Genomic DNA, 20,160 nt, shown 5'->3' on the forward strand with positions numbered 1-20,160 from the left:
ACATCCCGGGTTCCGGGGCTTGGGTAGGGTCTGTCCATCGGCAACACGCCGCATCCCGCGGCCCCGAGACAGGAGACCAGATCATGATCCGCACCTCCCTGCTGACCGGCTTCGCTTCGCTCGCCCTGTTTGCTGCCCCGGCGATGGCCCAGAACATCTCCGACATCTCCAACACCGCGGCCGGCATCGGCAACACCGCCAACCAGAGCGCGCTGGTCATGCAGAAGTCCAAGGGTCCCTTCGCCGGTCCCAACGTCGCCACCGTCTCCAACCTCGCCGCCGGCATCGGCAACACCGCCAACCAGGACGCCTTCGTGAAGCAGCGGAGCGGCGGCGTGTTCAGCGGCGGGTCGATGGCGACGGTCGGCAACACCGCGGCCGGCATCGGCAACCTCGCCGGCCAGAGGGCGACGGTGATGCAGAAGAGCGGCGGCCTGCTGAGCGGCGGCTCGGTCGCCAATGTCGGCAACACGGCGGCCGGCATCGGCAACACCGCCCTGCAGCACGGCACCGTTCTCCAGCGCTCGGGCGGGCTGGTCGGCCCGTTCAATCACAGCTCCATGCAGAACCTGTCCGCCGGCACCGGCAACTGGGCGGGACAGAGCGCCCTCGTCAAGCAGCGCTGACCGCCCTCCCTCTTCCCGGCTTCCTCCCCTGACCTCGCTCCGGCCGGTTTCCGGCCGGGGCTTTCTTTTGTCCGCTCCCGCCCGCCGGATTCCTTCAGGGAAACGCCCGCATCTGTGGGCCAACTCACAGAGCCGTTTCAGGCACTTGGCTAAGCTTCCTTCAACAACGCCGGGGCACGGAAGCCCGAAGCCTCACCCCCACCGAAGGAACTCCCGCCATGATCCGCAAAATCGCTCTCGCTACCCTCGCCGCCGCCCTGCTCGCGACACCTGCGCTGGCGCAGCCCAAGACCGGTGCAGGCACCGGCATGCCGTCGCTGATGTCGGTGCCCGGACTGGTCAGCACCAACGTCGCCAACGCCACCAATGTCGGGGCCGGCATCGGCAATTCGGCACAGCAGCAGGGCACCGTCCTCCAGAGCGGCGGCGCACCCATCCGCGGTGTCGGCCCGCTGGTCAGCACCAATGTCGGCACCGCCACCAACGTCGCCGCCGGGATCGGCAACTCGGCCGGGCAAAAGCTGCTCGGCTTCCAGGGCAACGGCGTCCAGGTCGGTCTGAACTTCAGCGGCCGCGGCCCGCTGGTCAGCACCAATGTCGGGATCGGCACCAACGTCACCGCCGGCCTCGGCAACAGCGCCGCCCAGTCGCTGACCGGCCTTCGCCGCTGAGCCTCCTTTCCTCTCAGCCTTTTGCCCACCTCTTTTGTCCGGGAGACCACCGATGGCGAAGTTCCCGATGATCCTGGCCTTCGTCGCGCCCGCCCTGCTGTTGACGGCCTTGACGGCCCCGGCGGATGCCGTCTCCCTCGCCTGCCAGACGGTCAACGGCAAGACCGTCTGCATGCGGGGTTCAGGCTCGCTGAGCTGCGTGACGCTCGACGGCCGGACCCGCTGTTCCGCCACGCCATCCGACCCGCAGTCGGAAGTCGTTCCCGATGCGGAGATCCAACTGCTCCCCCGCGCCGTCGCGCCGGACCTGCGTGGTTTGCTGAATCGCCGCGACTTCCCCTTCGGCCCCCAGGCCCGCTCCTTGGACCCGGACGACGACGAAGACCCCGACCTCTGACGCCAACCGAACCGGAGACACCGCCATGTCCCGCCTTCTGACCCTGTCGCTGACGCTCGCCACCATCGCCGCGGCGCCGGCCTTCGCCGCGACGCCAACCATGTCCTACACGCGGGCCACCACGGTCGGCCCGATCATCCTCCAGCCGTCCCCCGGCATCCCGAAGCCGCCGCCCTGCCTGACCTGCGGCACGAGGTTCCTTCCGGGGATCACGCCGGGCCCCACCTACGGCGGTGATCGTGCCCTGAACCCGCAACCGCTGCCGCCCAAGGCGATCTTCCGCTGACGGCGGGGTTTCTCACTCCATCGTTGCGAAAAGGGCAACCGGCCGGCGCCGGCCGCCCTTTTCGTGTCCGGTCCGCACACGAACGGAGCAGAAGCGCCAACGACGGCGTACCCCCCCTTGACGGTGCGGGACGAGTCGGTTGCCGGCGTACCATGCCCCGGTTAGAGGACCGGCCCGCGACGTCAGCCAGGGGGCAGCCATGACCGCGATACGGATCAACTTCGATAAGGATCTCGTCCTCGCCGGGCATTTCCTGCTCAAGCATCTGGAGCGCGAGGAACGGCACCGGCTGGCAACCGCCGCCCGGCTGTCCCACCACCCGCGCGGCGCCATGATCTTCCAGAAGGGCGACCCGGGCGACAGCATGATGGCGGTCATCCGCGGCCGCGTGAAAATCTGCTGCCATTCCATGGACGGCAAGGAACTGGTGCTGAGCATCATCAACAAGGGCGGCCTGTTCGGCGAGATCGCCCTTCTGGACGGCGAGCCGCGCACCGCCGACGCGGTAGCGCTGGAGGAGACCGACCTGCTGGTGCTCGACCGGTCGCAGTTGATGCCTGTGCTGACGGCAAGGCCCGATCTGGCTTTCCGCATCATCAGCGTGCTGTGCAAACGGCTGCGCCAGACCAGCGAGCATCTGGAGGACACGCTGTTCCTGGAGGCACCCTCCCGCTTCGCCCGCGCGCTGAAACGGCTGGGCGAGGCCTTCGGACGGCCGGGGCCGGAGGGGCTGCGGCTAGACATCAAGCTGTCGCAGCAACAGCTGGGCTGTCTCGTCGGCGTGTCGCGGGAAAGCGTCAACAAGCTGCTGAACGAATGGCAGCGCGCGGGCGTGATCGCGATGGATGCCGGCTGCATCGTCATCCGCGACGCCCAGGCGCTGGACGAGATCGCCGAATCCTGCGACTGAGCCGCCAATCCTGCGACGGCCTGTGAGCCGCGCCACAGCGCCCGCCCCCGGACGGCCCTACCCTGCTCCCCATGCCCTGCCCCCATGCCCTGCATAGTCCCGGCCAACAGTCTTGAGGGAGCCCGCCATGCCGTCGCCCCGCATAATCCTTTTGTCCACCGCCCTGCTGCTGACCGCCGGGACGGCCTCCGCACAGGTGACCGGCGGCATCGCCTTTCCACCCGGCCCGATCCCCGGCGCGGCGATGGCGCAGGCCTTCGCCCAGGTGCCGCGCCTGCCGGTGTCGGTGGACCCGAACCGCCGCGGCGCTCCTCCCGGCGCGATGGTGACGAACCCGTCGGTCAGCCGATCCTCCATGCACCAGCAGTCGATCACCCGCATCCGCGGCGATGCCGGCTATCTTGCCGGCTTCAGCAAGGGGCAGCCGCTGGCCGCCAGCCGCCAGCCGCCGGTGCAGCCGATCGACCCGAGCTTCACCTTCATCGACGCGCCCTTCATCGTGAACAACTTCAACAGTGCGCTGAACTTCGCCTTCGGCGACGGCAACATCAGCCAGCAACAGCTTGGCGACAACAGCGTCGGGCCGGTGGAAACCGCCGCTCCCGCGCCGGCCCCCGAACCGGAACCGGCGCCCGCGCCGACCGCCAAGCCGCAAGGCCCGTCGACGCTGGACATGCTGATGAGCACCGCCGGGCCGCTGCCGCATCTGCCCTCTGCACTGGCCCAGGGCGGGGTGCAGGTCAACAACGTGAACACCACGACCAACACCGCCGTCGGCAGGCACAACCGCGCGACCCAGACGACCGTCACCGTCCAGCGCTGAACCCCGCCGGTTCACCCCGTCAGTTCACGTCCCGCGCGACGCGGAATCCGTTGGTGAGATAGCGCACGTCGACATCGTAGCTGTTGCGCATGGTGCCGTTGATCACCTCAAGCCGGTCGCGCCAGGATCCGCCGCGCAGCACCCGCTTGCGGCAATTTCCCTGGGTCCAGGCGCTGCCGTCGGCGGGTGCGCCCTGGTAGTTGCGGTTCCAGCAATCGGCCACCCACTCCGCCACCCCGCCATTCATGTCATGCAGGCCGAAGGGGTTCGGCTTGTAGCTGCCGACCGCGGCGGGCGTCAGGTGTTCGTGCTGGCCGCCGCAATCGTCGCAGTCGGCCTGGACTTCTGCGCCCGCTCCCCACCAATAGGGCGTGGCGGTGCCCGCCCGCGCGGCAAACTCCCACTCCGCCTCGCTCGGCAGGCGGTAACGCTGCCCGGTCTTGCGGCTGAGCCACGCCACATAGGCCTGGGCATCCTGCCAATGCAGGTTGTGGACGGGCGACGTGTCGGTGACCTTGACCATGCGCGGCAGGTCGGTGCAGCCCCCCTCCTGCATGCAGGCGCGCCATTCGCCGACGGTCACCTCATACATGCCCATCGCGAAGGGCTTGGCGATGGTGACGCGGTGCACCGGCCGCTCCGACGCGTCGCCCTTGTCGTTCCCCATCATGAAGCTGCCGGCCGGCACCCGCACCAGCACCGGGCAGGTCGGGCAATCCTGGAAACTGTTGCCGGCGCCGTGATTGCGCGCCGCCCCGTTGGTCGGAGCCGGCGGAGCCGCAGCGACCACCTGGGGTTCGGCCAGCTGGGGCGCAGGCTGTGGAGCGGCGGCAGGCTGAGGCGCGGGCAGCGGTTCGTGCTTCAGCAGGGCGGCGGCGACGAAGCCCTGCGTGCCATCCTCCAGCGCGATGCGGTACCACCCGCCCTCCGGCACGCGGCCCAGCACCTGCACCGTCGCTCCGCGCGCCACCCGGCCAACCCGCGCGCCGCCATTGGCCGGCGTCGCCCGCAGCACTCCGTCGGCGGTGACGGTGTAGCGTCCGGGATCGGCCGGTTCCAGGCCGGGACCAAGCGCAACCTCAGCCTTGGACTCTGCTTTCGGTTGGGACGCCGTTTCCGGCGGCTTACCGGCGAGCTTCAGCGTCTCCATCTGGCGGCGGGCGATCGGAGCATAGCCGCTGCCGCCGAACAGCTGCAGGAAGGCCTGATAGTCGCCGGGCTCCTTGCTGGCCTGGACGCGTTTCCAGACGCTGTCCTCCAGCTCCGCCACCGGCGTGGTTCCCGGCGGCGCGATCTCCACCCCGACGCTGGCCGTGGCGATGCCGCCGCGCCCGTCATCGACGCTGTAGCGCAAGCTTCCGGCCGGACCGGGCGCCCCGGCTTCCGGGTCGAAGGTCAGGGCGGTCAGCGCCTGGACGGTCAGCCGGTCGCCCGGCTTCACCACGGCGGCGCCGTTGCGGACACTACCGCGGTCCGGCACGGCGGTGACGGTGACGGTCAGCGCGTCGCCGTCCGGGTCGGCTGGGGCGTCGATCCCCATCGGGTTGCCGGCGGCCCGCAGCTTGCGGTCCGCCACCACGGCCGGCGGCTGGTTGCTCGGCCGGATGGTGACGGGGATGGTGCCGGTGACCGTGCCGCCGCGGCCATCGGACACCAGGAACTCGAAGGCGCCGGCCTCCCCGCGGAAACTGCCGTCGGGCTTGAAGCTGGTGGCCGCCAGCTGCTCCACCGTCAGGTAGTCGCCGATCAGCACGCTGCGCTCCCCGACACGGACGGTGCCGCCGCGCGGCAAGCCGGTGACGCGGGCGTACATCTGGTCGTCATCGGGGTCGGTCGGCTTGCCGGACGCCAGCGGTTCCGGACTGGCACGGTCGAGCAGGGTCAGCGCCCGCAACTCTCCCACCACAGGCGGCCGGTTGGGCGGGCGCGGGTTGAAATAGAAGGGTGTGGCGCCGAGCGAGCCGTAGACGAACGGTTCCTGCCGGCCGTTGGTGGCCTGCTTCACCGTATCGCGCACATTGCGGAAGAACAGGCTCAGCTCCAGGCCGGGCGTCCGGAGATGCTCCAGCAGCGCCGCGCTGAAGGGGCTGTGGTCGCCGGTGCCGTCCTCCGCCAGCTGGTCGGCGCGGGTCGCCATCGCCACCAGCGTGTCGCTTGGCGTGTCGTCCACGCTGCCGAGGCCGGGATGGGCCTGATTGCGGTTCGACCCGCTGCGGGTCAGGCGGTCGACGAAGGGATTGTTGCGGCAGGCGTCGAGGATGAGGATGCCGAGCTTGCGCGCGCCGGCCAGTTCTCCCATCGGCAGGTTCAGCGGGATCGCCTCATAGACCAGATCGCGCTCCCGCTCCAACTGGGCGTCAGCGGGCAGTAGATAGTTGACGCCGCTGACCTGGATGCCGTGCCCAGCGTAGAAGATCACCGCCACGTCGGCCTGCGAGGCCTTCAGGCCGAACTGGCGCAGGGCGGTGGCGAAGCCGCGGGCGTCCAGGTCGTACTGCTCGTCCACCGTGAAGTTCAGGGCACGCAGTGCCTCGCCGATGGCGCGTGCGTCGTTGCGCGGGTTCAGCAGCTCCGGCGCGTTGCGGTAGTTGCTGACCCCGATGACCAGCGCCAGGCGGCTTTCCGCCGCCGCACCGCCGGAGGTTGGCCCAGAAGCGGCAGGTCCGGCCGCGCGCGCAAAGCCTGCCGGTCCCGCGATCACCAGCAGGAGCACAAGCACCGCGAAAACCTTCCGGCAGGGTCCGACCGGTCCCACCATCCCCGCCTCCGTACCTGAGCAAAGAGGCGCCGCACTCCATCGATGACATCCGACTGTCACATCCATCTACGGGTCAGCCGGCGAAGCTTACGGCGCATAGCGATGGGCTGTTCAAAATATTTCCGGAAATTGCCGGCAACCCGCCATGGATGGAAGAAGCATACCCGCGGCAACAAGCAATTCCAAGACGCCCCTTCTGCCTAACTCCGGCAAAAGAGGAGGTGGCAGACCGAAGGGATTACTGCGCGCATCGCACACGAGTTCTGATTGTCCTCACGCACAACCGTCAGCATCGCCGTCGTCGACCAGCAGCCAGATACGCACCGTCCTGGTCTTGCCCTTCAGCGCCACCTCCCCCACCGGCATCGCGGTGCATCGGCCCTGGACATCCTGCCGCACCGCCTGCCCCACCGCTTGCCAGGTCGGATCGCCGACGATGATGCGGCAGTGGCGGGACGTCCGGGCCTCGACCAGCTTGCCGTAGGCCTCCAGCCGGGCGGCGGTGTTGGCGGTGTCCCCCAGCAGCGAATATTCGCTGTGGCGCAGCCCGCCCAGGCTGCCGGCCACCAGGGGGCCGGTGTGCAGGCCGACGCGGATGCCGACCGGCGGCAGTCCCTCCGCCTGCCATTGCCGGTTCAGCGCCACCAGTTCCCGCCCCATCTGCAGGGCGCAGCGGACGGCGCGGAGGGCATCGGCGTCGATCTGCGCCTGCGTGGTGCGGGCGACCGGCGCGCCGAAGACCGCCAGAACCGCATCGCCGACGAAGCGCAGCACCACCCCGTCATTGGCGGTGACGATGCGCACCATGGCGTCGAGATAGCCTTCCAGCCAGCGGATCAGCGGCTCCGGCTCCAGTGCTTCGCAGATGGTGGTGAAGCCTTCGATGTCGGAAAACAGCACGGTCGCGGTCAACTGCTGCGGGCGCGGGCGGTTGCCGGCCATGAAGGTCGCGCGCTCGCGCCAGATTTCCTCCGCCACCGGCTGGGAGACGTGATTGGCGAACAGCTGCATCATGACGCGCCGGTCGGCCCGCTCCCGCAGCGACAATTGCACGGTCATGGCGGCGATGCCGGCGACCCAGGCCAGCGACGGCACCACCAGCGGCACCAGCGGCCCGCCGGCCGCGAACAGCGCCGCCGCGCCGGTCCAGCCCGCCGCCGGCACGAGCAGGCCCACCGATGCCAGCAACCACAACGGCAGCCCGGCCAGCGCGACGGCCACCCCGGCGGCCGCCGTCAGCAGCGCCAGCGCCGCCTCCCCCGCGACAGGCAGGCGCGGGCTGCTCCGCCCGTCGAGAAGTTGGGCCAGCACATGCGCCTCAATCTCGACGCCGGCCGTCGAGGATCCGGCGGGCGACAGCGGCGTGCGGTGCTGGTCGATCCCAGCCAGGGCCGTGCCCACCAGCACCATCCGCCCGGCCAGCCAGTCCTTGGGCAGCAGGGCGACCGCCTCCGCGGGATAGACCGGGAAAGGGGACGTGGCGCCGTCCGGCCGGCCATGCCAGTCGATGCGGAAGGGCTCCGCCGGCACGCCGGACACGCCGCCGACGCGGGCGAGCTGCACCGGCAGGCTGGGTGTTCCGTCGCCGCCGAAGGGAACATGCCAGCGCACGGCGGCATCCAGCCGGTCCTTCGCCAGATTGGCGTGGCCGCGCGGCAGCCCTTCGGTGAACTCGTTCAGAAAACGTCTCTGCCGTTCGGTCAAAGGCGTCTGCTCCAGCGCGGTGATCGCGACCACCGGAACCGACGCGCCGAGCATGGCGCGGCGCAGCCGCTCGTCAAGCGCCGGCAGGGTCGGCTGATCGAACAGCACGTCGATGCCGATGGCGCGGACCCGCGCCGCCTCCAGCACGCCGATCATGTCGGCCAGCATGCCGCGATCCACCGGCGACCGGCAGGCCAGCCCGGCGAAGCTGTCCTCCCCGAACAGCACCAATGCAATGGCCGGATGCTGCGGCCGGGCCGGTGCCGACGCGGCGATCAGCCGGTCGCCCAGGCTCTCGTCGGCGGTGCGCAGCGGCGGCACAAATCTCGCGGCGGCAAGCGCCAGCAGGGCGCTGCCAAGTACGACGGCCACGGCCAACCGCATCCCCGGCCAGCGGCGCCGGCCGGGCTCCGGCGGCTCCGGCTTTACGGCGGGAGAGGCCCGCGGTCTCTCCTTGGGGGGCGCGGGTGCTCCGTCCATGCGGCTCCTCAGCGAACCTTCAGGACAAGCTGTGCGGATGCCACTTCGGTCTCGCGCAGGCGGGACACCGCGCGGTCGAGCTGGACGGCGGCCTCCTCGGCAAGCGGGCGGAAGGCGTCGGTACGGCCGGGCATCTCGCCGTCAAGATTGCGGCTGGCGGCGATGCAGCGCACCTCCAGATCGGCGGGACCGTCACCGGCCCGCAGGGGCATGCGGTCACCGGACAGGCTGACCGGCGCATTGCCCGCCACATGGGCGCTCATGGCGGCGCCGGCCGGAAAGATGGGAATCAGCTGGGCCCGCGCATTGCGCAGATAGCAATAAAGGTGGGCGTCGCGGTCGGTCTGGACCAGCAGCCGGATATCCTCGCCCGGCCGGTAGGCGGCTCCGGCACCGGCTGCGGAAGCCGGATCGGCGGTGAGAAAGAGGGCAAGCGGCACCGTAACATCGCGCAAGGCCGCCATCGCCGCGCCGATCTGCCCGGTGCAGCCGGCCGAGGCCATGCCCACCGCCAGCGCCGCCCCGGCCGTCGGGTCCACAAGGCGGACATGCAAGGTGCCGATCGGCGTTCCATCCGGCCGCAGGGCCGCAATGTCCGCCCCGTCCGTCAGCGGAAGACTCTGCGGCCAGGGAGCCGAAGCACTGCCGGCCCAGCTGACCGATGCGCGCCTTCCAGCGGCCATGTCCTGCAACTGCATGCCGTCCAGCCCGCCATCCGCCGGGCGGCGCAGCATGGGCAGGCTTCCGGCCCTGACGCAGCGGGTGCCGGGAACCGACGGGTCGATCGCCAGCGCACGCTCCAGCGCCGCCTCCAGCGGGTTTCCCAAGGCGCGGGCCGCGCCCAGGTCGCTCTGCATGAAGCGGTCGTCGACGGGACCGGCACGGGCCGAAACGGCGCTGTCGGCCATCTCGCCGGGGATCCCGTCATAGGGGCCGCGCAGCCGCAACAGGCGGCCATTGGCGAACAGCAGCGTCGCGTTGGCCCCGTCGGGAAGCCGGACGGCCTGACCGTCGGCGACGAGCTGGCCCTGGACATAGCCGGGCGCGCTGGACGCCACCACCACGGCCTCCGCCCGCACTCCGGGAGCGAGGCCGCAGCCCAGGGCCGCGACGGCCGCGGCACCCAGCAGATGGGACAGAGTTCTCTTGGACATGATGGTCACCTTTCGGTTGGATTCGTCAGTCGCGGCTGCGGCCTTTCCCGTCATCGGGGGCGAGCAGGCAGGCGGTGCGGGACTGCGTCATCACCGACACCGTTCCATCCGGACCGCCGCTGCGGCGGAAGCGCAGCCCGTTTATCTGGCTGGCGATGCTGAGCGAGACGACGGCGAGGTCCGCCTCGTCAATGATCTTGTGGCCGTCCTGCCAGCACTGGACGCGGACCCGCGTGCCGGCCGGGGCGACGTCCACGCCACCCTGGGCGCCGCCGCTGGTGGCGCCGGAATTCTCCGGGCTCTTCTTCCGGACCAGCGTGGCGTCGGCGGCGCCGGTGACGGCCAGGCCGAGGCAGGCGGCGAGGAGCAAGGCGTGCTTCATGACATCCCCTCCGTTCCGGCCGCCGCTCAACGGGTCGGCTTGAATTCGACGCGCCGGTTGCGGCCGTCATAGGGATTGGCAGCGAGCGGCGCGCTCGGCCCCTTGCCGTCCACGGTGATGCGCTTGGGATCGATCTGGTGGACGCGGACGAGATATTCGCCGACCGACACCGCGCGCCGCTGCGACAGCAGCATGTTGTAGGGAAGGCTGCCGCTGGCATCGGTATGCCCCTCAACCGTCAGTCCCAGATTCGGGTCCTCCTTCATCAACGCGCCGACGGCGTCGATGTAGGACGCGGAGTCCGTCGGAATCTCGGCGGAATTGAGAGCGAAGTTGATGCGGAACCCGAAGGCTTGCGGCGCTTCACCCCCTTGCGCGGTGGTGTCGGCGGGCGGTTCGGCGGCCGGGGCCTCCATCCGCACCTCCTGCCGGCGCTGCTTATGGGCAGGGCGGCTCGGGGCGGGTTGGGCGGCGGGCTGGGCATCATACTGAGGAGCCGGCTGCGCCGCAGGCGGGACGGGTGCCGTGCCGTAGTTGATCTCGTCGATGGGGCGCGGGCGCTTGGCGGCGGCGCCGGCCGCTCCGCCGATGATCTCGATGCTGCGCGTGCGGATTTTCGGTTCCGGCGCCACCACCTCGCGCAGTTCTTCCACGCTGGGCGGCCGGTCGAACATCATCACCTTCGACGGGCCGGACCCTTCCACGGTCTGGGCGGATGCCGGTCCGGCGCAAACGGCGGCCAGCATCGGCAGGGTGGCGGCCAGGGCATGGGCCAGGAAGGGGGACAGGATGGACTTCGTCATCTGAGGCTCCATGGGCAGGACAAGGAACGGCGTTGCCCCTGGTTCTATCGCCACCCCCCTCCCCCGCGCTGTGAGCCGGCCAACAGTCGGCGGCGGTTTTCCGGAGAGAACGGGTCTAACCGCCCTGCGCCAGCGTGCCCGGCAGCACTTTCACCGACAGCCGCTTGGCACGGGCGTCGCTCCCCTTGGCCGTCGCGAAGGCGTTGATCACGTCATCCAGCGCGGTGCCGGGGATGGGCTGCAGATCCTCGCTCTTGAGCGCCTCCGGGATCCGCACGCCGATCTCGTCATGCGACAGGATGCAGGCCACCGTCTCCTCCGCGCCTGCACGGTCCATCCGCAGATTGAAGGGCTTCTGCACGCCGGGCGGGATTTCCACCTGCCGGCCGGCCTCAACGAAGGCGTCGGGCTGGAAGCGGTTGGGGAAGATGCGGGAAACCGTACCGGCGGCATCGCGGTAATAGCAGTAGACGAAGCCGTCCGCCGTCGGCTGCATCCGCACCACCAGCGCTTCCCCGGCGCGGTAACGCGGTGCCGGGCCGCGGTCCGACGACAGCAGCAGGTCGAGTTTGGCCGGAGACGGCTGGGGACGCGGCAGTCCCTCGCCGCCGGCGTTGCTGACGCTCTGCAGCCGGGCCGGCAGTGCTCCGCCCTGGCCGGGCGGCTTGGCGAGCAGGCGCTGGTAGAGGTCGAAATCGATGCGCCCGGTTGCGATCAGGTCGTTGTCCGCCTGGAAGCGGCCGACAGCCTCGGCGGTCCGCTGGTCGAGCTGCCCGTTGACCGGCCCGTCGTAATAGCCCTGCGCCGAAAGCGCCCGCTGGGTGAAGGTGACGCGCTCCGCCGGTGCCATGCCGTCGAACCAGCCGCGCGCCTCCGCCATGAAGGCCGGGTTGGTCTGGTCGATGCCAAGGCATTGCCAATAGGGCACGCGGGTCAGCTTGCCCAATACCTCGATGGTGCTGAGTTCGACCAGCGTGCGCACGCCCTGGTGCAGACCCTCCGATCGGTTCAGCGAGATGTTGAAGGACAGTCCGGCCTTGCCGATCACCCCGCCAGCATCCGCCCCGCGCCCCGACGACACCACCGCCAGCGTGTTGGACGCCGACATGCCGGGGATGATCTGGCGGGTCACCAACTCCCCGACATTGAGGTCGACCGAGACCATCGACATCACCTGGTCGGCCGACACGCCGAGGTCCAGCTTGGGCAGCGACAGCCCCGCCCCCGCCGCCTCGCTGACCACATTGTCGTCCAGTTGGGTGATGGCGCCGCGGATGTAGTAGGAGGGCGCGCGGAAATTCGGCTGCACCCCGATCATCCAGTACAGCGCGTTGACGTCGTCCAGAGCCGGTTCGAAATCCACGAAGCGGAAGGCGTTGGACGTCTCCGACATGCGGGAGACGGCGGTGATCAGCATCTCCTTCGTGCCGCCGGCCACCCGGCCGGTGGCATCGGGCAGGCCGTTGGCGGTGATGTAGATGTCGCGCTTGCCGTGGGTCCACAGCAGCGTGTCCATGCAGCGCAGCGCCTCGCTGAAGCTGCTGATGGTGCGGACGGCGGGTGTCTTCGGCTGCTGCACCACGCGGGCCATCTCGCCGGAGGTGAAGCAGCCGCCCAGCGCCAGCGTCAGGCCGGCGGAAACCCCGAGCGAACCAAGGAACCGGACCATGCTCATCGGCGCTGTCTCCTGTGGGTTGGGGCCGGGTCCGGGTCTCCGGCTTTGGCCGTCACCGCGCCGAAAGTTGCTGGCCGCGGTCGGCACGGACGGTGATGGTGATCTTCTTCGACATGATCGGCGGGTCGTGCGGCACATGGTCGGCGTCGGCCAGGACCAGCTGCAGCGTGTGCCGCCCCGGCGGCAGTTCCAGGATGGTTTCGGTCTGGCCCTTGCCGAAATGCAGGTGCTGCTTGTCGCTGGGGATCGGCTCGTCGAAGGCCTTCAGATCGGTGTCGATCAGCAGATGGTGGTGCCCGGTGCCGTCCTTGCGCACGCCGGCCGGAGCGACGCCGAAATTCCGCAGCCCGAACCACACCTTGAACCGCGTTCCCACCACCTGCCCGTTGTTGGGCCAGCCGATGTAGAGCCATGCCTCCTTGCGGCCGGGCGTCCGCGGCGCGGCCGGAGACGCCTGCTCCGCGGCCGCGGGCTTTTGCTCGGCCTTTTGGTCGGGAGACGCCTCTGCCGCAGCCGCGGGGGCCGCCGGCACGATCAATGGTGCGACCGACAGCACTCCCCACAGCACGACCTTCACAGCGGCGCGCGGACCGGGGCCGGACGCAAGCACGGACATTCCAGTCTTCATGGTGCCCTCCCAAATGGACGCAAGCCGGCGAACATGAACCGGCGGACATCAGCCGGACGGAACCGGTCAGCGGACGGTTATGGTCACCTTTTCCGACATCACCGGCGGGTTGTGCGGAACATGGTCGGCGTCGCCCAGCACCATCTGCAGCGTGTGGCGGCCGGGCGGAAGCTCCAGCCGCGCTTCTGTCTGGCCAGCGCCGAAATGCAGGTGCTGCTTGTCGTTGGGGATTGGTTCGTCCGGGTTCGACAGGTCGGTGTCGATCAGCAGGTGATGGTGCCCGGTATCGGCATGGCTGATGCCGACCGGTGCCACCCCCATGTTCTGGAGCCCCATGCGCACCCAGAATTTACCGCCATTGATGACCGTCCCGTTGGACGGCCACAGGATGTAGGCACGCGCGTCGTCGGGCGCTTTCGCCCGGTCGGCCATTCCCTGCCCAGCCAGAAACAGCGGCAGAAGCAGCAGGGCGCCGACTGCGATGACGGCAGTCCGCAGCATGATTTCCCCCTGTTTTCTTCATTGCCCTTTGTCCGATGACCTGCATCTTAGTCTTCGTCCGGGAAGTAGGGTCCCCCCGAATTCTTGGGTAATCCCATCCCGTTGAAAACGCTCCGGTTCAGCGCCGCCTGCTTCCGAATTGGCCGAGAATCGCGGTCGGCTTCCCCATACTTGCGGCAATCCCGGAAATCGGGGCGCGAGACGTGCAATGCGGCGGCCGGCACCGGTCAGCGCCTGATTCCGAACAGCTGTTCGTTCATCGCCGCGCGGTCAGGGGCACCCACCCCCGTTGCCCTGCCCTGCGGCGGCGCCCCGGCGCCCCTCATCCCCGGCAGCCCGGCGGCCATGGCTTCCGCCCCCGTCCGGCCGCCGCCCATCCAGGGTGGAAAGGCAACGCCGGCGGCCGGCGATACGGTGCCGGCACGGTGCGCCGGCATCGAGGCCGCCGCGGCCGGCAACGGGATGCCGCCGGACTGCACCTCGAACGCCGAGGCTGGCTGGACGGCGGCCGGAATTGCAGCGACGAGTGTCAGGAACAGGGGGATGGCGACAAGTCTGCACATCGGGCATTTCCTTCACGCAAGGACCAGGGCCGGGGAAGACCCGCATCCTGCCGTGATCGGCCCGGCGCCCGCTGTGGCCCGGGCCACACTGTCGACTGAAAGCAGGGCCCGTGTGCCGACCGGAAAGCGTCCGTGGGGGATGCCCGATCATGACGAAGGCCCCGCTCTTTCGGAAGAGCGGGGCCTTCTGGAAATCCGGGGCGAAATCCGGGGCGCTTCGATCAACCCCGGCCGTTCAGCGGGCGTCCCGGCGGGCCTGGGACGCCTTGACGAATTGCGAAACCCGGCCGATCTCGCGCGGGTCGGTATCGACGGTCCGTTGGCTGTTCGTGATCGCCCGCATCCCCTGGGACGGGGTCTGCCTGCCGTCGGGATGATGCCGTCGCCGGTTGGCCCGCTTGAGTTCAAGCGCGTTCCGCGCCACGGCACTTTGAGTCGGCCGTCTGGCCGCCTCCTCCATCCTTCGGCTTTCACGGTTCAGGCGCTTCAGGGCGCTGGTGAAGATCTGCACCTTCAGCGCCGTTCCGCTGTTGTCCGCCGCTTCGCGGTCGCCGCGCGGCTCGGCCTTTCGGCGCATCTCCCGGCGCTGCTGGTTGGCGATGGTCCGGGCTTTGTCCCGGAATTCCCGGATGCGACGCATGACGGCGGTGCGCTCGTCGTCGGAGAGGGCGCAGATCCGGGGATGATGAGTCTGTTCGACCATTTCGAATTCCGCGGCCGTCAGCCGACGCCTTTCTGACGAAATCGGTACGCTCATGCAATTCCTCCTCTCTGTGATCAGGAGCGCCTTACGCTGTCGGCCATCTTCTTGGCGACCACGAGAAGGTCGCCGTCCGACCGGCTGCCCGCAAGCGTGTAGGCGGTGGCGCCGTTGCGCCAGTAGACCAACTGAAGCCCGCGCTCTTCGACGGCGTGCAGGCCCTTGTCGTCGATCGGCTCCTCGGCGACGACCAGAAGCGTCAGCATCTCGCCATCCCTCTCGCGATAGACGAACTGCAGGCCGACGCCGCTGTTCAACGGCACCAGGGTGGCCCGCACCAGCGTCAGCAGGTTCGGGTCCAAGGCCGGCAGGTTGACCGTGATCGCGCCGAGGCGGTGCGGAAGCCCCTCGGCCATCGCCTTCAGATCCGCAGGGGACAGGTCCGAGAATGCCAGGCTTTGGCTGACGGCGTTTTCATGCATCTCGGCGGCTTCCTCGGCAAACTCCGGCACGCCGTAAGCTCCCGTTTTCTGCTGGTGATGGACCAGGGCCGCGATGTTGGCGCCGCCCACCAGCAGCAGGACCGCTGCCGCGAGCGGACCGAAGCGCCGGATGACGTGCTCCATGCGCAAGCGGCCGTAGAGGCGCCCGGTCAGGCTTTCCGTGTGTCGGGGAGGATCGCCGGCCATCCGCGCAAAGCCGTGCCGCAGGATCTCCCTCTGATGGAGATAGTCGTGCAACCGGGCGGCGGCCGCCGGGTTGGAGGCGAGGAACGCTTCGAACGCCAACCGGCGCTCGGCATCGAGTTCGCCGTCGATGTAGGCGTGCAGATCGGCTTGCCACTCACCGTTCATCCCGTTCCCCATCATGGCTTACTTCACCACCCGCAAAGGGGCCGGCCTGCCGTCATCCCCGCGGCCTCCATCCCCGCGGCCTCGATCCCCGCGCAAGTCACCGCGCACATCGGCGCGCAGTGACTCCCGCCCGCGCGCAAGGCGCGACATCAGCGTTCCAAGCGGAATGCCGAGAATCCCGGCGGCCTCCTGATAGCTCAACCCGTCGACCGCGACCAGCATGAGCGCGCGGCGCTGATCCTCGGGAAGCCGGGCGAAGGCCTCCATGGTGCGGGCAAGCTCGACCTGATCGGGTTGATTGGGGGCGATGTCGCTGTGGACGAGCGGTTCGATGGACGCCGCCGCACGGGTCCGCACCTGATCGCGGCGCCGGTCGCTGACATGGACGTTGTGCAGGATACCGAACAGCCAGGAGCGCAGGTTGGCCTCCGGCCGGTAGGTTCTGGCACCGGCGATGGCCCGCACCAGCGTCTCCTGCACGAGATCCTCCGCGTCGTCCCGGTTGCGCACCAGGGTCATCGCGTAGCGGCGCAACGTGCGGACGTGATCCGACAACTGGCTTCGCAGGCTGAACGTCACATCGTCGCTCCATGTATGGGGCTGCTTCTATGTGTTCGCGCGGCAGGCCGTTTTAATCCCCCGACGTTTCAATTCCTCGGCCGGTGCGGAACCGGCCTCACTGCGCGAAGGGCACGAGGAGCAACGCGGTGCCCGACACCAGCAGCGCCGCAAGGCTCCGCCGCGCGATGACGACGGAGGCCGTCCCCGGCTCCATCTCTTCCAGCCGCATGGCCAGCAGGCCGCCGAAGAAGCCGGACACGGAGGCGACCACATGAACCAGTGCCAGCGCATTCAGGGCCGGCAGGCCCAGCATGAGCGCGACGGCCACCAGGGTGGTTCCATAGAGAAGCGCCTGGGTGAGGATCGGCGCCCAGTGTTCGCGCGCGACATAGGTTTCGAAGCCGTCGGCGAAGAGGCCGGTGCGCTCGTCGGGATCGGTGTGCAGGCTCATGATGTCCCTCCGCGTTCAAAGATCCCCGCCGTCGCGGCGCCGTGACGCGCGGGTCGCAGCCGCCCGCGGCATGGCGCCGAACGACAGAAGCATCAGCAGGATCAGCGCGACCCCGATGGAATAGGGCGCCCAGGCCCCCAGCCGCTCGTCGGTAACCCAGTCCAGCGCCAGAAGGACGCCGATGGCGGCGATCACGGAGATGGCAAGGCCGGTGGCCCAGCGGGGATAGGTCATGGTGGCCTCCGCGGTTCGGATGGCTCGATACGGTCACCTCGCGCCACCGAAGGGCGGCGCCCGTTTCGATCGTTCGTTTCCTTGGATTACGCGCGGGCGCCCGGAATAATCCGCCGAAGCCGCCGAAAATCCTGGGCGTCGGGAGCGGCAGCCGGCATCGGGACCGCTAGCGGCCGATCATCGGTTTGAGCCAGGGCGAATTGGCGAAGACCTCGGTGAAATAGCCCTGCCGGATCACCGCCCGCCCGGCCTTGTGGATTCCTTCGGGCAACCCGCCCAACTCGCCCTTCCGGGTCACCAGATGGATGGACCGGCGGAATCCCGAGGTGGGCAGCGGCAGCACGCGGATATGGCCGAGGTGCTGACGGCTCTTCACCAGCGCGGTGGGCGGAAGCAGGCTCCACCCCATCTCCTCCGCCACCATGGCCATCACCGTATCCGTGGCGTCGAAGGCGAAGCTGCGCGGCACCTCCATGCCCAGCCGCCGCAGATGCTGGTCCACCAGCCGGCCCAGCGCGCTGTCCGTCGTGCTGCGGATCAGCGGCAGAGTCCGCGACAATGTCCGCAGTGCGGCCTCGTCGGCGACGTCGGGCCAGTTGCGCGGCAACAGCAGTACGAACGGCTCGACCAGCAGGCGCAGGCTGTCGACCTGGTCCATGTCGTCGAAACTGTCGATGGTGAACAGCACGTCCAGGCGGCGGGCGAGGAACTGCTCGCGCAATTGTCCGCACAGGCCGGATGCGATGCTGAAGGACGGCACGCTGTCGCGCAGCCGTTGCAGCAGCCGCGGGATGAAGGGGGCCGCCAGCGTATCGATGCAGCCTATGCGCAGTTCCGGCATGAAGGACGCGTCGGCCCCGCCGATGACGGCCGGCAGCTGCCGCGCATCGGTCAGGATGCGGTTGCTCCAATGCCAAAGCCTTTGGCCGGCGGCGGTCAAGGCCATCGGCCGGATGCTGCGGTCGAGCAGTTGGCTGGCGAAGGCGGTTTCCAGTTGACGCACGACATGCGAAACGGCCGACTGGGTCAGCCCAAGCCTGCGGGCGGCGCCCGTCATGCTTCCCAATTCGGCCACGGCGACGAACACCTCAAGGGAGCCAAGGTCGAAGTCTCGGTGATGCATGGGGCTTCGATCAGGCTCCCGGTGGCCGGCGGGTTCGGACAGCGATCTGCATACTATCTTATGTATAAGGCTTGTGAACAGAGCCGCCATGAACGGCATTCATGCCGATCATGAAATTGATTTCTTCCTCTGACCGGTATGGGGGCTTCCGCGGCAGCCTCGCAGGGATATCGATCCCCCTGCCGGAGTTCCATCCATGACGACGCCCCCTGACGCGCCTGCCCTTCCCACCCCGGCGGCACGTCGCATCGGCGATTGGGTGGCGGGCCTGCGGCGGGTCGACATCCCGGAGCCGGTCGCCGCCGTCGCGCTGTCCTGCATCGTCGATACGCTGGGCGTGGCGCTGGCCGGCGCGGGTACGGAGGCTGCGGTGCTGGCCGCCGATGTCGCGCGCGACACCTACACCCCCGGTCCGGCGCCGCTTCTGGCGGGCGGACGCTTGTGCATGGAAGGTGCCGCGTTCGCGAATGTCGCCGCCGCCCATGCGCTGGATTTCGACGACAACAGCTACGCCGGCTTCGTCCATGGCTCCGCCGTCGTGGTGCCGACGGCGCTGGCGGCAATTGGGATGGCCGGCGGCACGGGGGGCGACCTGCTCACCGCCGTGGTGGCGGGGGCCGAGGCGCAATATGCCCTGGCGGAGGCGGTCGGCAATGGCGTCTACCATGCCGGCTGGTGGACCACCGCCCTGTTCGGCACGGTCGGCGCCGCGGCGGCGGCGGCCAAGGCTCTGGGACTGGACAGACGTTCGACCGCCGATGCCGTCGCCTTCGCGCTCTGCGGGACCGGCGGCCTGCGCGCCTGTTTCGGCACCGGAGCCAAGCCGCTGCTGGCCGCACAGGCGGCGGCGAACGGGGTGCGTGCCGCCCGGCTTGCCGCCCGCGGCCTGATCGTCCCGCATGGGGTCGTGGAGGATCCGCGCGGCTTCGCCCGGCTGATGGCGGAGGACCGGTTCGATCCGACCGCACTGGAGTCGCTCGGAAGGCGCTGGCGGCTTCTCGATCCCGGCATCGACACCAAGCTCTACCCGGTCTGCCTGTCCGCCCATGCCGCCATGGACGCGCTGCGCGACCTGATGGCGGAGCGGGGGCTCGGCGCCGCCGACATCGCGTCCGTCCACTGCCGTGTTCCGCCGGTGGTGGCGGCCAACCTGACCTATGCCCGCCCGGCGACGGCGGGAGAAGCCCGCTTCAGCCTGCATTTTGCCGTTGCCTGCGTGTTGCTGCACGGCACCCTGACGCTGGAGCATCTGAGCTGGGCCGTGCTGACGGATCCGGCGGTCGGTGCGGTGATCGGGCGTGTCTCCATGGCAGCCGATCCGGACTGGAACGCCGACGCCGACCGTGCGCGGCTTGCGCCGGAGGGCGCGGAGGTGACCGTCGAAACGGTGGCGGGGGAGCGGATCACCCGCTTCTGCCCGTCCGCGCGCGGCACGGTGGCCCGCCCGCTGTTGGCAGCGGAGCATGCGGCCAAGTTCAAAAGCTGCGCGGCCCTTGCGGTCGGGGCGGAGGGAGCGGAGTGCCTCCATTTGAAATTGCAGAACCTTGAACTGGAAACGGACCTCTCGCGCCTGCTTCAGCTCCGCACCATGCCAACGATTCATGATCCCGATGAAAAACGATCATGATCCGCCGCTGGTTTGTCCGTGACCGCCTGTTTTCCGATCAGGCTGCGATGCCGAACAATCGCCAAAAAACGCAGGATTTCCAGCAACTTTCCGGCGCGTGCGCTGCACAAAAACCGTGCGCGCGCTTCGTTTGCGCAACAGTTAGGCAGAATTCTGCCCGATAGGCCGCCCTCCCGCCGCCCTTTCCTCCTGCCGCGGCCTTGTGACACCGTTTGGTGGACGCGGAAACCAAGGTCCACCGCAAGGACC

Annotated in this window: 22 protein-coding genes; 7 read left to right on the forward strand and 15 right to left on the reverse strand. The window is 69.3% G+C overall.

From position 1 onward, the window contains the following. The first annotated feature begins 83 nt into the window (after positions 1 to 83). The 6 genes from FZ983_RS18460 to FZ983_RS18485 all read left to right on the forward strand — a co-directional run bounded on the left by FZ983_RS18460 (position 84) and on the right by FZ983_RS18485 (position 3,713). Positions 84 to 626 carry a hypothetical protein gene (locus tag FZ983_RS18460; protein ID WP_149224984.1) on the forward strand — a complete coding sequence of 181 codons (543 nt, stop codon included), beginning with the start codon at positions 84 to 86 and terminating at the stop codon, positions 624 to 626. A 218-nt stretch (positions 627 to 844) separates the two neighbouring features. Then, positions 845 to 1,297 (forward strand): hypothetical protein, encoded by a 453-nt coding sequence (locus tag FZ983_RS18465; protein WP_149224985.1) that lies wholly within the window; start codon positions 845 to 847, stop codon positions 1,295 to 1,297. Between the two features lie 52 nt (positions 1,298 to 1,349). Next, positions 1,350 to 1,694 (forward strand): hypothetical protein, encoded by a 345-nt coding sequence (locus FZ983_RS18470; RefSeq protein WP_149224986.1) that lies wholly within the window; start codon positions 1,350 to 1,352, stop codon positions 1,692 to 1,694. A 25-nt stretch (positions 1,695 to 1,719) separates the two neighbouring features. After that, complete coding sequence (locus FZ983_RS18475) at positions 1,720 to 1,980, forward strand: hypothetical protein (RefSeq protein WP_149224987.1); 261 nt, start codon at positions 1,720 to 1,722, stop codon at positions 1,978 to 1,980. 199 nt (positions 1,981 to 2,179) lie between these two features. Continuing rightward, a complete protein-coding gene (locus FZ983_RS18480; protein ID WP_149224988.1) occupies positions 2,180 to 2,890 on the forward strand; it encodes a Crp/Fnr family transcriptional regulator in 711 nt (236 codons plus the stop codon). Positions 2,891 to 3,017: 127 nt separating this feature from the next. Next, on the forward strand, positions 3,018 to 3,713 hold the full coding sequence (locus tag FZ983_RS18485; RefSeq protein ID WP_149224989.1) for a hypothetical protein: 696 nt from the start codon (positions 3,018 to 3,020) through the stop codon (positions 3,711 to 3,713). Between the two features lie 19 nt (positions 3,714 to 3,732). Here FZ983_RS18485 and FZ983_RS18490 read toward each other — a convergent pair whose 3' ends face one another. The 15 genes from FZ983_RS18490 to FZ983_RS18560 all read right to left on the reverse strand — a co-directional run bounded on the left by FZ983_RS18490 (position 3,733) and on the right by FZ983_RS18560 (position 18,284). After that, positions 3,733 to 6,432, reverse strand: coding sequence for an SUMF1/EgtB/PvdO family nonheme iron enzyme (locus FZ983_RS18490; RefSeq protein ID WP_188092400.1), 2,700 nt, complete (start codon positions 6,430 to 6,432; stop codon positions 3,733 to 3,735). 312 nt (positions 6,433 to 6,744) lie between these two features. Then, on the reverse strand, positions 6,745 to 8,547 hold the full coding sequence (locus FZ983_RS18495; RefSeq protein ID WP_188092401.1) for an adenylate/guanylate cyclase domain-containing protein: 1,803 nt from the start codon (positions 8,545 to 8,547) through the stop codon (positions 6,745 to 6,747). Positions 8,548 to 8,663: 116 nt separating this feature from the next. Continuing rightward, positions 8,664 to 9,809, reverse strand: coding sequence for a DUF4384 domain-containing protein (locus tag FZ983_RS18500; RefSeq protein WP_149224992.1), 1,146 nt, complete (start codon positions 9,807 to 9,809; stop codon positions 8,664 to 8,666). A gap of 25 nt (positions 9,810 to 9,834) precedes the next feature. Next, positions 9,835 to 10,191: a hypothetical protein gene (locus tag FZ983_RS18505; RefSeq protein ID WP_149224993.1), complete on the reverse strand. Its 357-nt coding sequence runs from the start codon at positions 10,189 to 10,191 to the stop codon at positions 9,835 to 9,837. Between the two features lie 26 nt (positions 10,192 to 10,217). Continuing rightward, positions 10,218 to 10,994, reverse strand: coding sequence for an OmpA family protein (locus tag FZ983_RS18510; protein ID WP_149224994.1), 777 nt, complete (start codon positions 10,992 to 10,994; stop codon positions 10,218 to 10,220). 115 nt (positions 10,995 to 11,109) lie between these two features. Next, positions 11,110 to 12,669 carry a DUF4384 domain-containing protein gene (locus FZ983_RS18515; protein ID WP_149224995.1) on the reverse strand — a complete coding sequence of 520 codons (1,560 nt, stop codon included), beginning with the start codon at positions 12,667 to 12,669 and terminating at the stop codon, positions 11,110 to 11,112. Positions 12,670 to 12,721: 52 nt separating this feature from the next. Next, positions 12,722 to 13,297 (reverse strand): DUF4399 domain-containing protein, encoded by a 576-nt coding sequence (locus tag FZ983_RS18520; protein WP_247883818.1) that lies wholly within the window; start codon positions 13,295 to 13,297, stop codon positions 12,722 to 12,724. Between the two features lie 66 nt (positions 13,298 to 13,363). After that, on the reverse strand, positions 13,364 to 13,798 hold the full coding sequence (locus FZ983_RS18525) for a DUF4399 domain-containing protein (RefSeq protein WP_149224996.1): 435 nt from the start codon (positions 13,796 to 13,798) through the stop codon (positions 13,364 to 13,366). A gap of 227 nt (positions 13,799 to 14,025) precedes the next feature. Next, positions 14,026 to 14,361 (reverse strand): hypothetical protein, encoded by a 336-nt coding sequence (locus FZ983_RS18530; protein WP_149224997.1) that lies wholly within the window; start codon positions 14,359 to 14,361, stop codon positions 14,026 to 14,028. A gap of 235 nt (positions 14,362 to 14,596) precedes the next feature. Continuing rightward, entirely contained in the window at positions 14,597 to 15,118 is a 522-nt protein-coding gene (locus tag FZ983_RS18535; RefSeq protein ID WP_149224998.1) for a hypothetical protein, read from the reverse strand. Between the two features lie 20 nt (positions 15,119 to 15,138). Next, positions 15,139 to 15,915 (reverse strand): anti-sigma factor, encoded by a 777-nt coding sequence (locus FZ983_RS18540; protein ID WP_247883819.1) that lies wholly within the window; start codon positions 15,913 to 15,915, stop codon positions 15,139 to 15,141. Positions 15,916 to 15,933: 18 nt separating this feature from the next. Continuing rightward, the gene (locus tag FZ983_RS18545; protein WP_149224999.1) at positions 15,934 to 16,494 is read right to left on the reverse strand and encodes a sigma-70 family RNA polymerase sigma factor; all 561 of its coding nucleotides are present in this window, start codon (positions 16,492 to 16,494) and stop codon (positions 15,934 to 15,936) included. Positions 16,495 to 16,591: 97 nt separating this feature from the next. Next, positions 16,592 to 16,927, reverse strand: coding sequence for a hypothetical protein (locus FZ983_RS18550; RefSeq protein WP_149225000.1), 336 nt, complete (start codon positions 16,925 to 16,927; stop codon positions 16,592 to 16,594). Between the two features lie 15 nt (positions 16,928 to 16,942). Further along, positions 16,943 to 17,161, reverse strand: a complete 219-nt coding sequence (locus FZ983_RS18555; RefSeq protein ID WP_149225001.1) for a hypothetical protein — start codon at positions 17,159 to 17,161, stop codon at positions 16,943 to 16,945. Between the two features lie 166 nt (positions 17,162 to 17,327). Further along, positions 17,328 to 18,284 carry a LysR family transcriptional regulator gene (locus FZ983_RS18560; protein WP_247883820.1) on the reverse strand — a complete coding sequence of 319 codons (957 nt, stop codon included), beginning with the start codon at positions 18,282 to 18,284 and terminating at the stop codon, positions 17,328 to 17,330. A 196-nt stretch (positions 18,285 to 18,480) separates the two neighbouring features. Between FZ983_RS18560 and FZ983_RS18565 the strand changes: the two genes are divergently transcribed. Next, positions 18,481 to 19,911 carry an MmgE/PrpD family protein gene (locus tag FZ983_RS18565; RefSeq protein WP_149225003.1) on the forward strand — a complete coding sequence of 477 codons (1,431 nt, stop codon included), beginning with the start codon at positions 18,481 to 18,483 and terminating at the stop codon, positions 19,909 to 19,911. Positions 19,912 to 20,160: the final 249 nt, after the last annotated feature.

Source organism: Azospirillum sp. B21 (assembly GCF_008364825.1).
Classification (GTDB): Bacteria; Pseudomonadota; Alphaproteobacteria; order Azospirillales; family Azospirillaceae; genus Azospirillum.

What these genes read in the sequence shown, in the direction of transcription:
- FZ983_RS18460 (WP_149224984.1), top strand. Translation starts at nt 84, where the DNA reads ATGATCCGCACCTCCCTGCTGACCGGCTTCGCTTCGCTCGCCCTGTTT.
- FZ983_RS18465 (WP_149224985.1), top strand. Translation starts at nt 845, where the DNA reads ATGATCCGCAAAATCGCTCTCGCTACCCTCGCCGCCGCCCTGCTCGCG.
- FZ983_RS18470 (WP_149224986.1), top strand. Translation starts at nt 1,350, where the DNA reads ATGGCGAAGTTCCCGATGATCCTGGCCTTCGTCGCGCCCGCCCTGCTG.
- FZ983_RS18475 (WP_149224987.1), top strand. Translation starts at nt 1,720, where the DNA reads ATGTCCCGCCTTCTGACCCTGTCGCTGACGCTCGCCACCATCGCCGCG.
- FZ983_RS18480 (WP_149224988.1), top strand. Translation starts at nt 2,180, where the DNA reads ATGACCGCGATACGGATCAACTTCGATAAGGATCTCGTCCTCGCCGGG.
- FZ983_RS18485 (WP_149224989.1), top strand. Translation starts at nt 3,018, where the DNA reads ATGCCGTCGCCCCGCATAATCCTTTTGTCCACCGCCCTGCTGCTGACC.
- FZ983_RS18500 (WP_149224992.1), bottom strand. Translation starts at nt 9,809, where the DNA reads ATGTCCAAGAGAACTCTGTCCCATCTGCTGGGTGCCGCGGCCGTCGCG.
- FZ983_RS18505 (WP_149224993.1), bottom strand. Translation starts at nt 10,191, where the DNA reads ATGAAGCACGCCTTGCTCCTCGCCGCCTGCCTCGGCCTGGCCGTCACC.
- FZ983_RS18510 (WP_149224994.1), bottom strand. Translation starts at nt 10,994, where the DNA reads ATGACGAAGTCCATCCTGTCCCCCTTCCTGGCCCATGCCCTGGCCGCC.
- FZ983_RS18515 (WP_149224995.1), bottom strand. Translation starts at nt 12,669, where the DNA reads ATGAGCATGGTCCGGTTCCTTGGTTCGCTCGGGGTTTCCGCCGGCCTG.
- FZ983_RS18520 (WP_247883818.1), bottom strand. Translation starts at nt 13,297, where the DNA reads ATGAAGACTGGAATGTCCGTGCTTGCGTCCGGCCCCGGTCCGCGCGCC.
- FZ983_RS18525 (WP_149224996.1), bottom strand. Translation starts at nt 13,798, where the DNA reads ATGCTGCGGACTGCCGTCATCGCAGTCGGCGCCCTGCTGCTTCTGCCG.
- FZ983_RS18530 (WP_149224997.1), bottom strand. Translation starts at nt 14,361, where the DNA reads ATGTGCAGACTTGTCGCCATCCCCCTGTTCCTGACACTCGTCGCTGCA.
- FZ983_RS18535 (WP_149224998.1), bottom strand. Translation starts at nt 15,118, where the DNA reads ATGAGCGTACCGATTTCGTCAGAAAGGCGTCGGCTGACGGCCGCGGAA.
- FZ983_RS18540 (WP_247883819.1), bottom strand. Translation starts at nt 15,915, where the DNA reads ATGAACGGTGAGTGGCAAGCCGATCTGCACGCCTACATCGACGGCGAA.
- FZ983_RS18550 (WP_149225000.1), bottom strand. Translation starts at nt 16,927, where the DNA reads ATGAGCCTGCACACCGATCCCGACGAGCGCACCGGCCTCTTCGCCGAC.
- FZ983_RS18555 (WP_149225001.1), bottom strand. Translation starts at nt 17,161, where the DNA reads ATGACCTATCCCCGCTGGGCCACCGGCCTTGCCATCTCCGTGATCGCC.
- FZ983_RS18560 (WP_247883820.1), bottom strand. Translation starts at nt 18,284, where the DNA reads ATGCATCACCGAGACTTCGACCTTGGCTCCCTTGAGGTGTTCGTCGCC.
- FZ983_RS18565 (WP_149225003.1), top strand. Translation starts at nt 18,481, where the DNA reads ATGACGACGCCCCCTGACGCGCCTGCCCTTCCCACCCCGGCGGCACGT.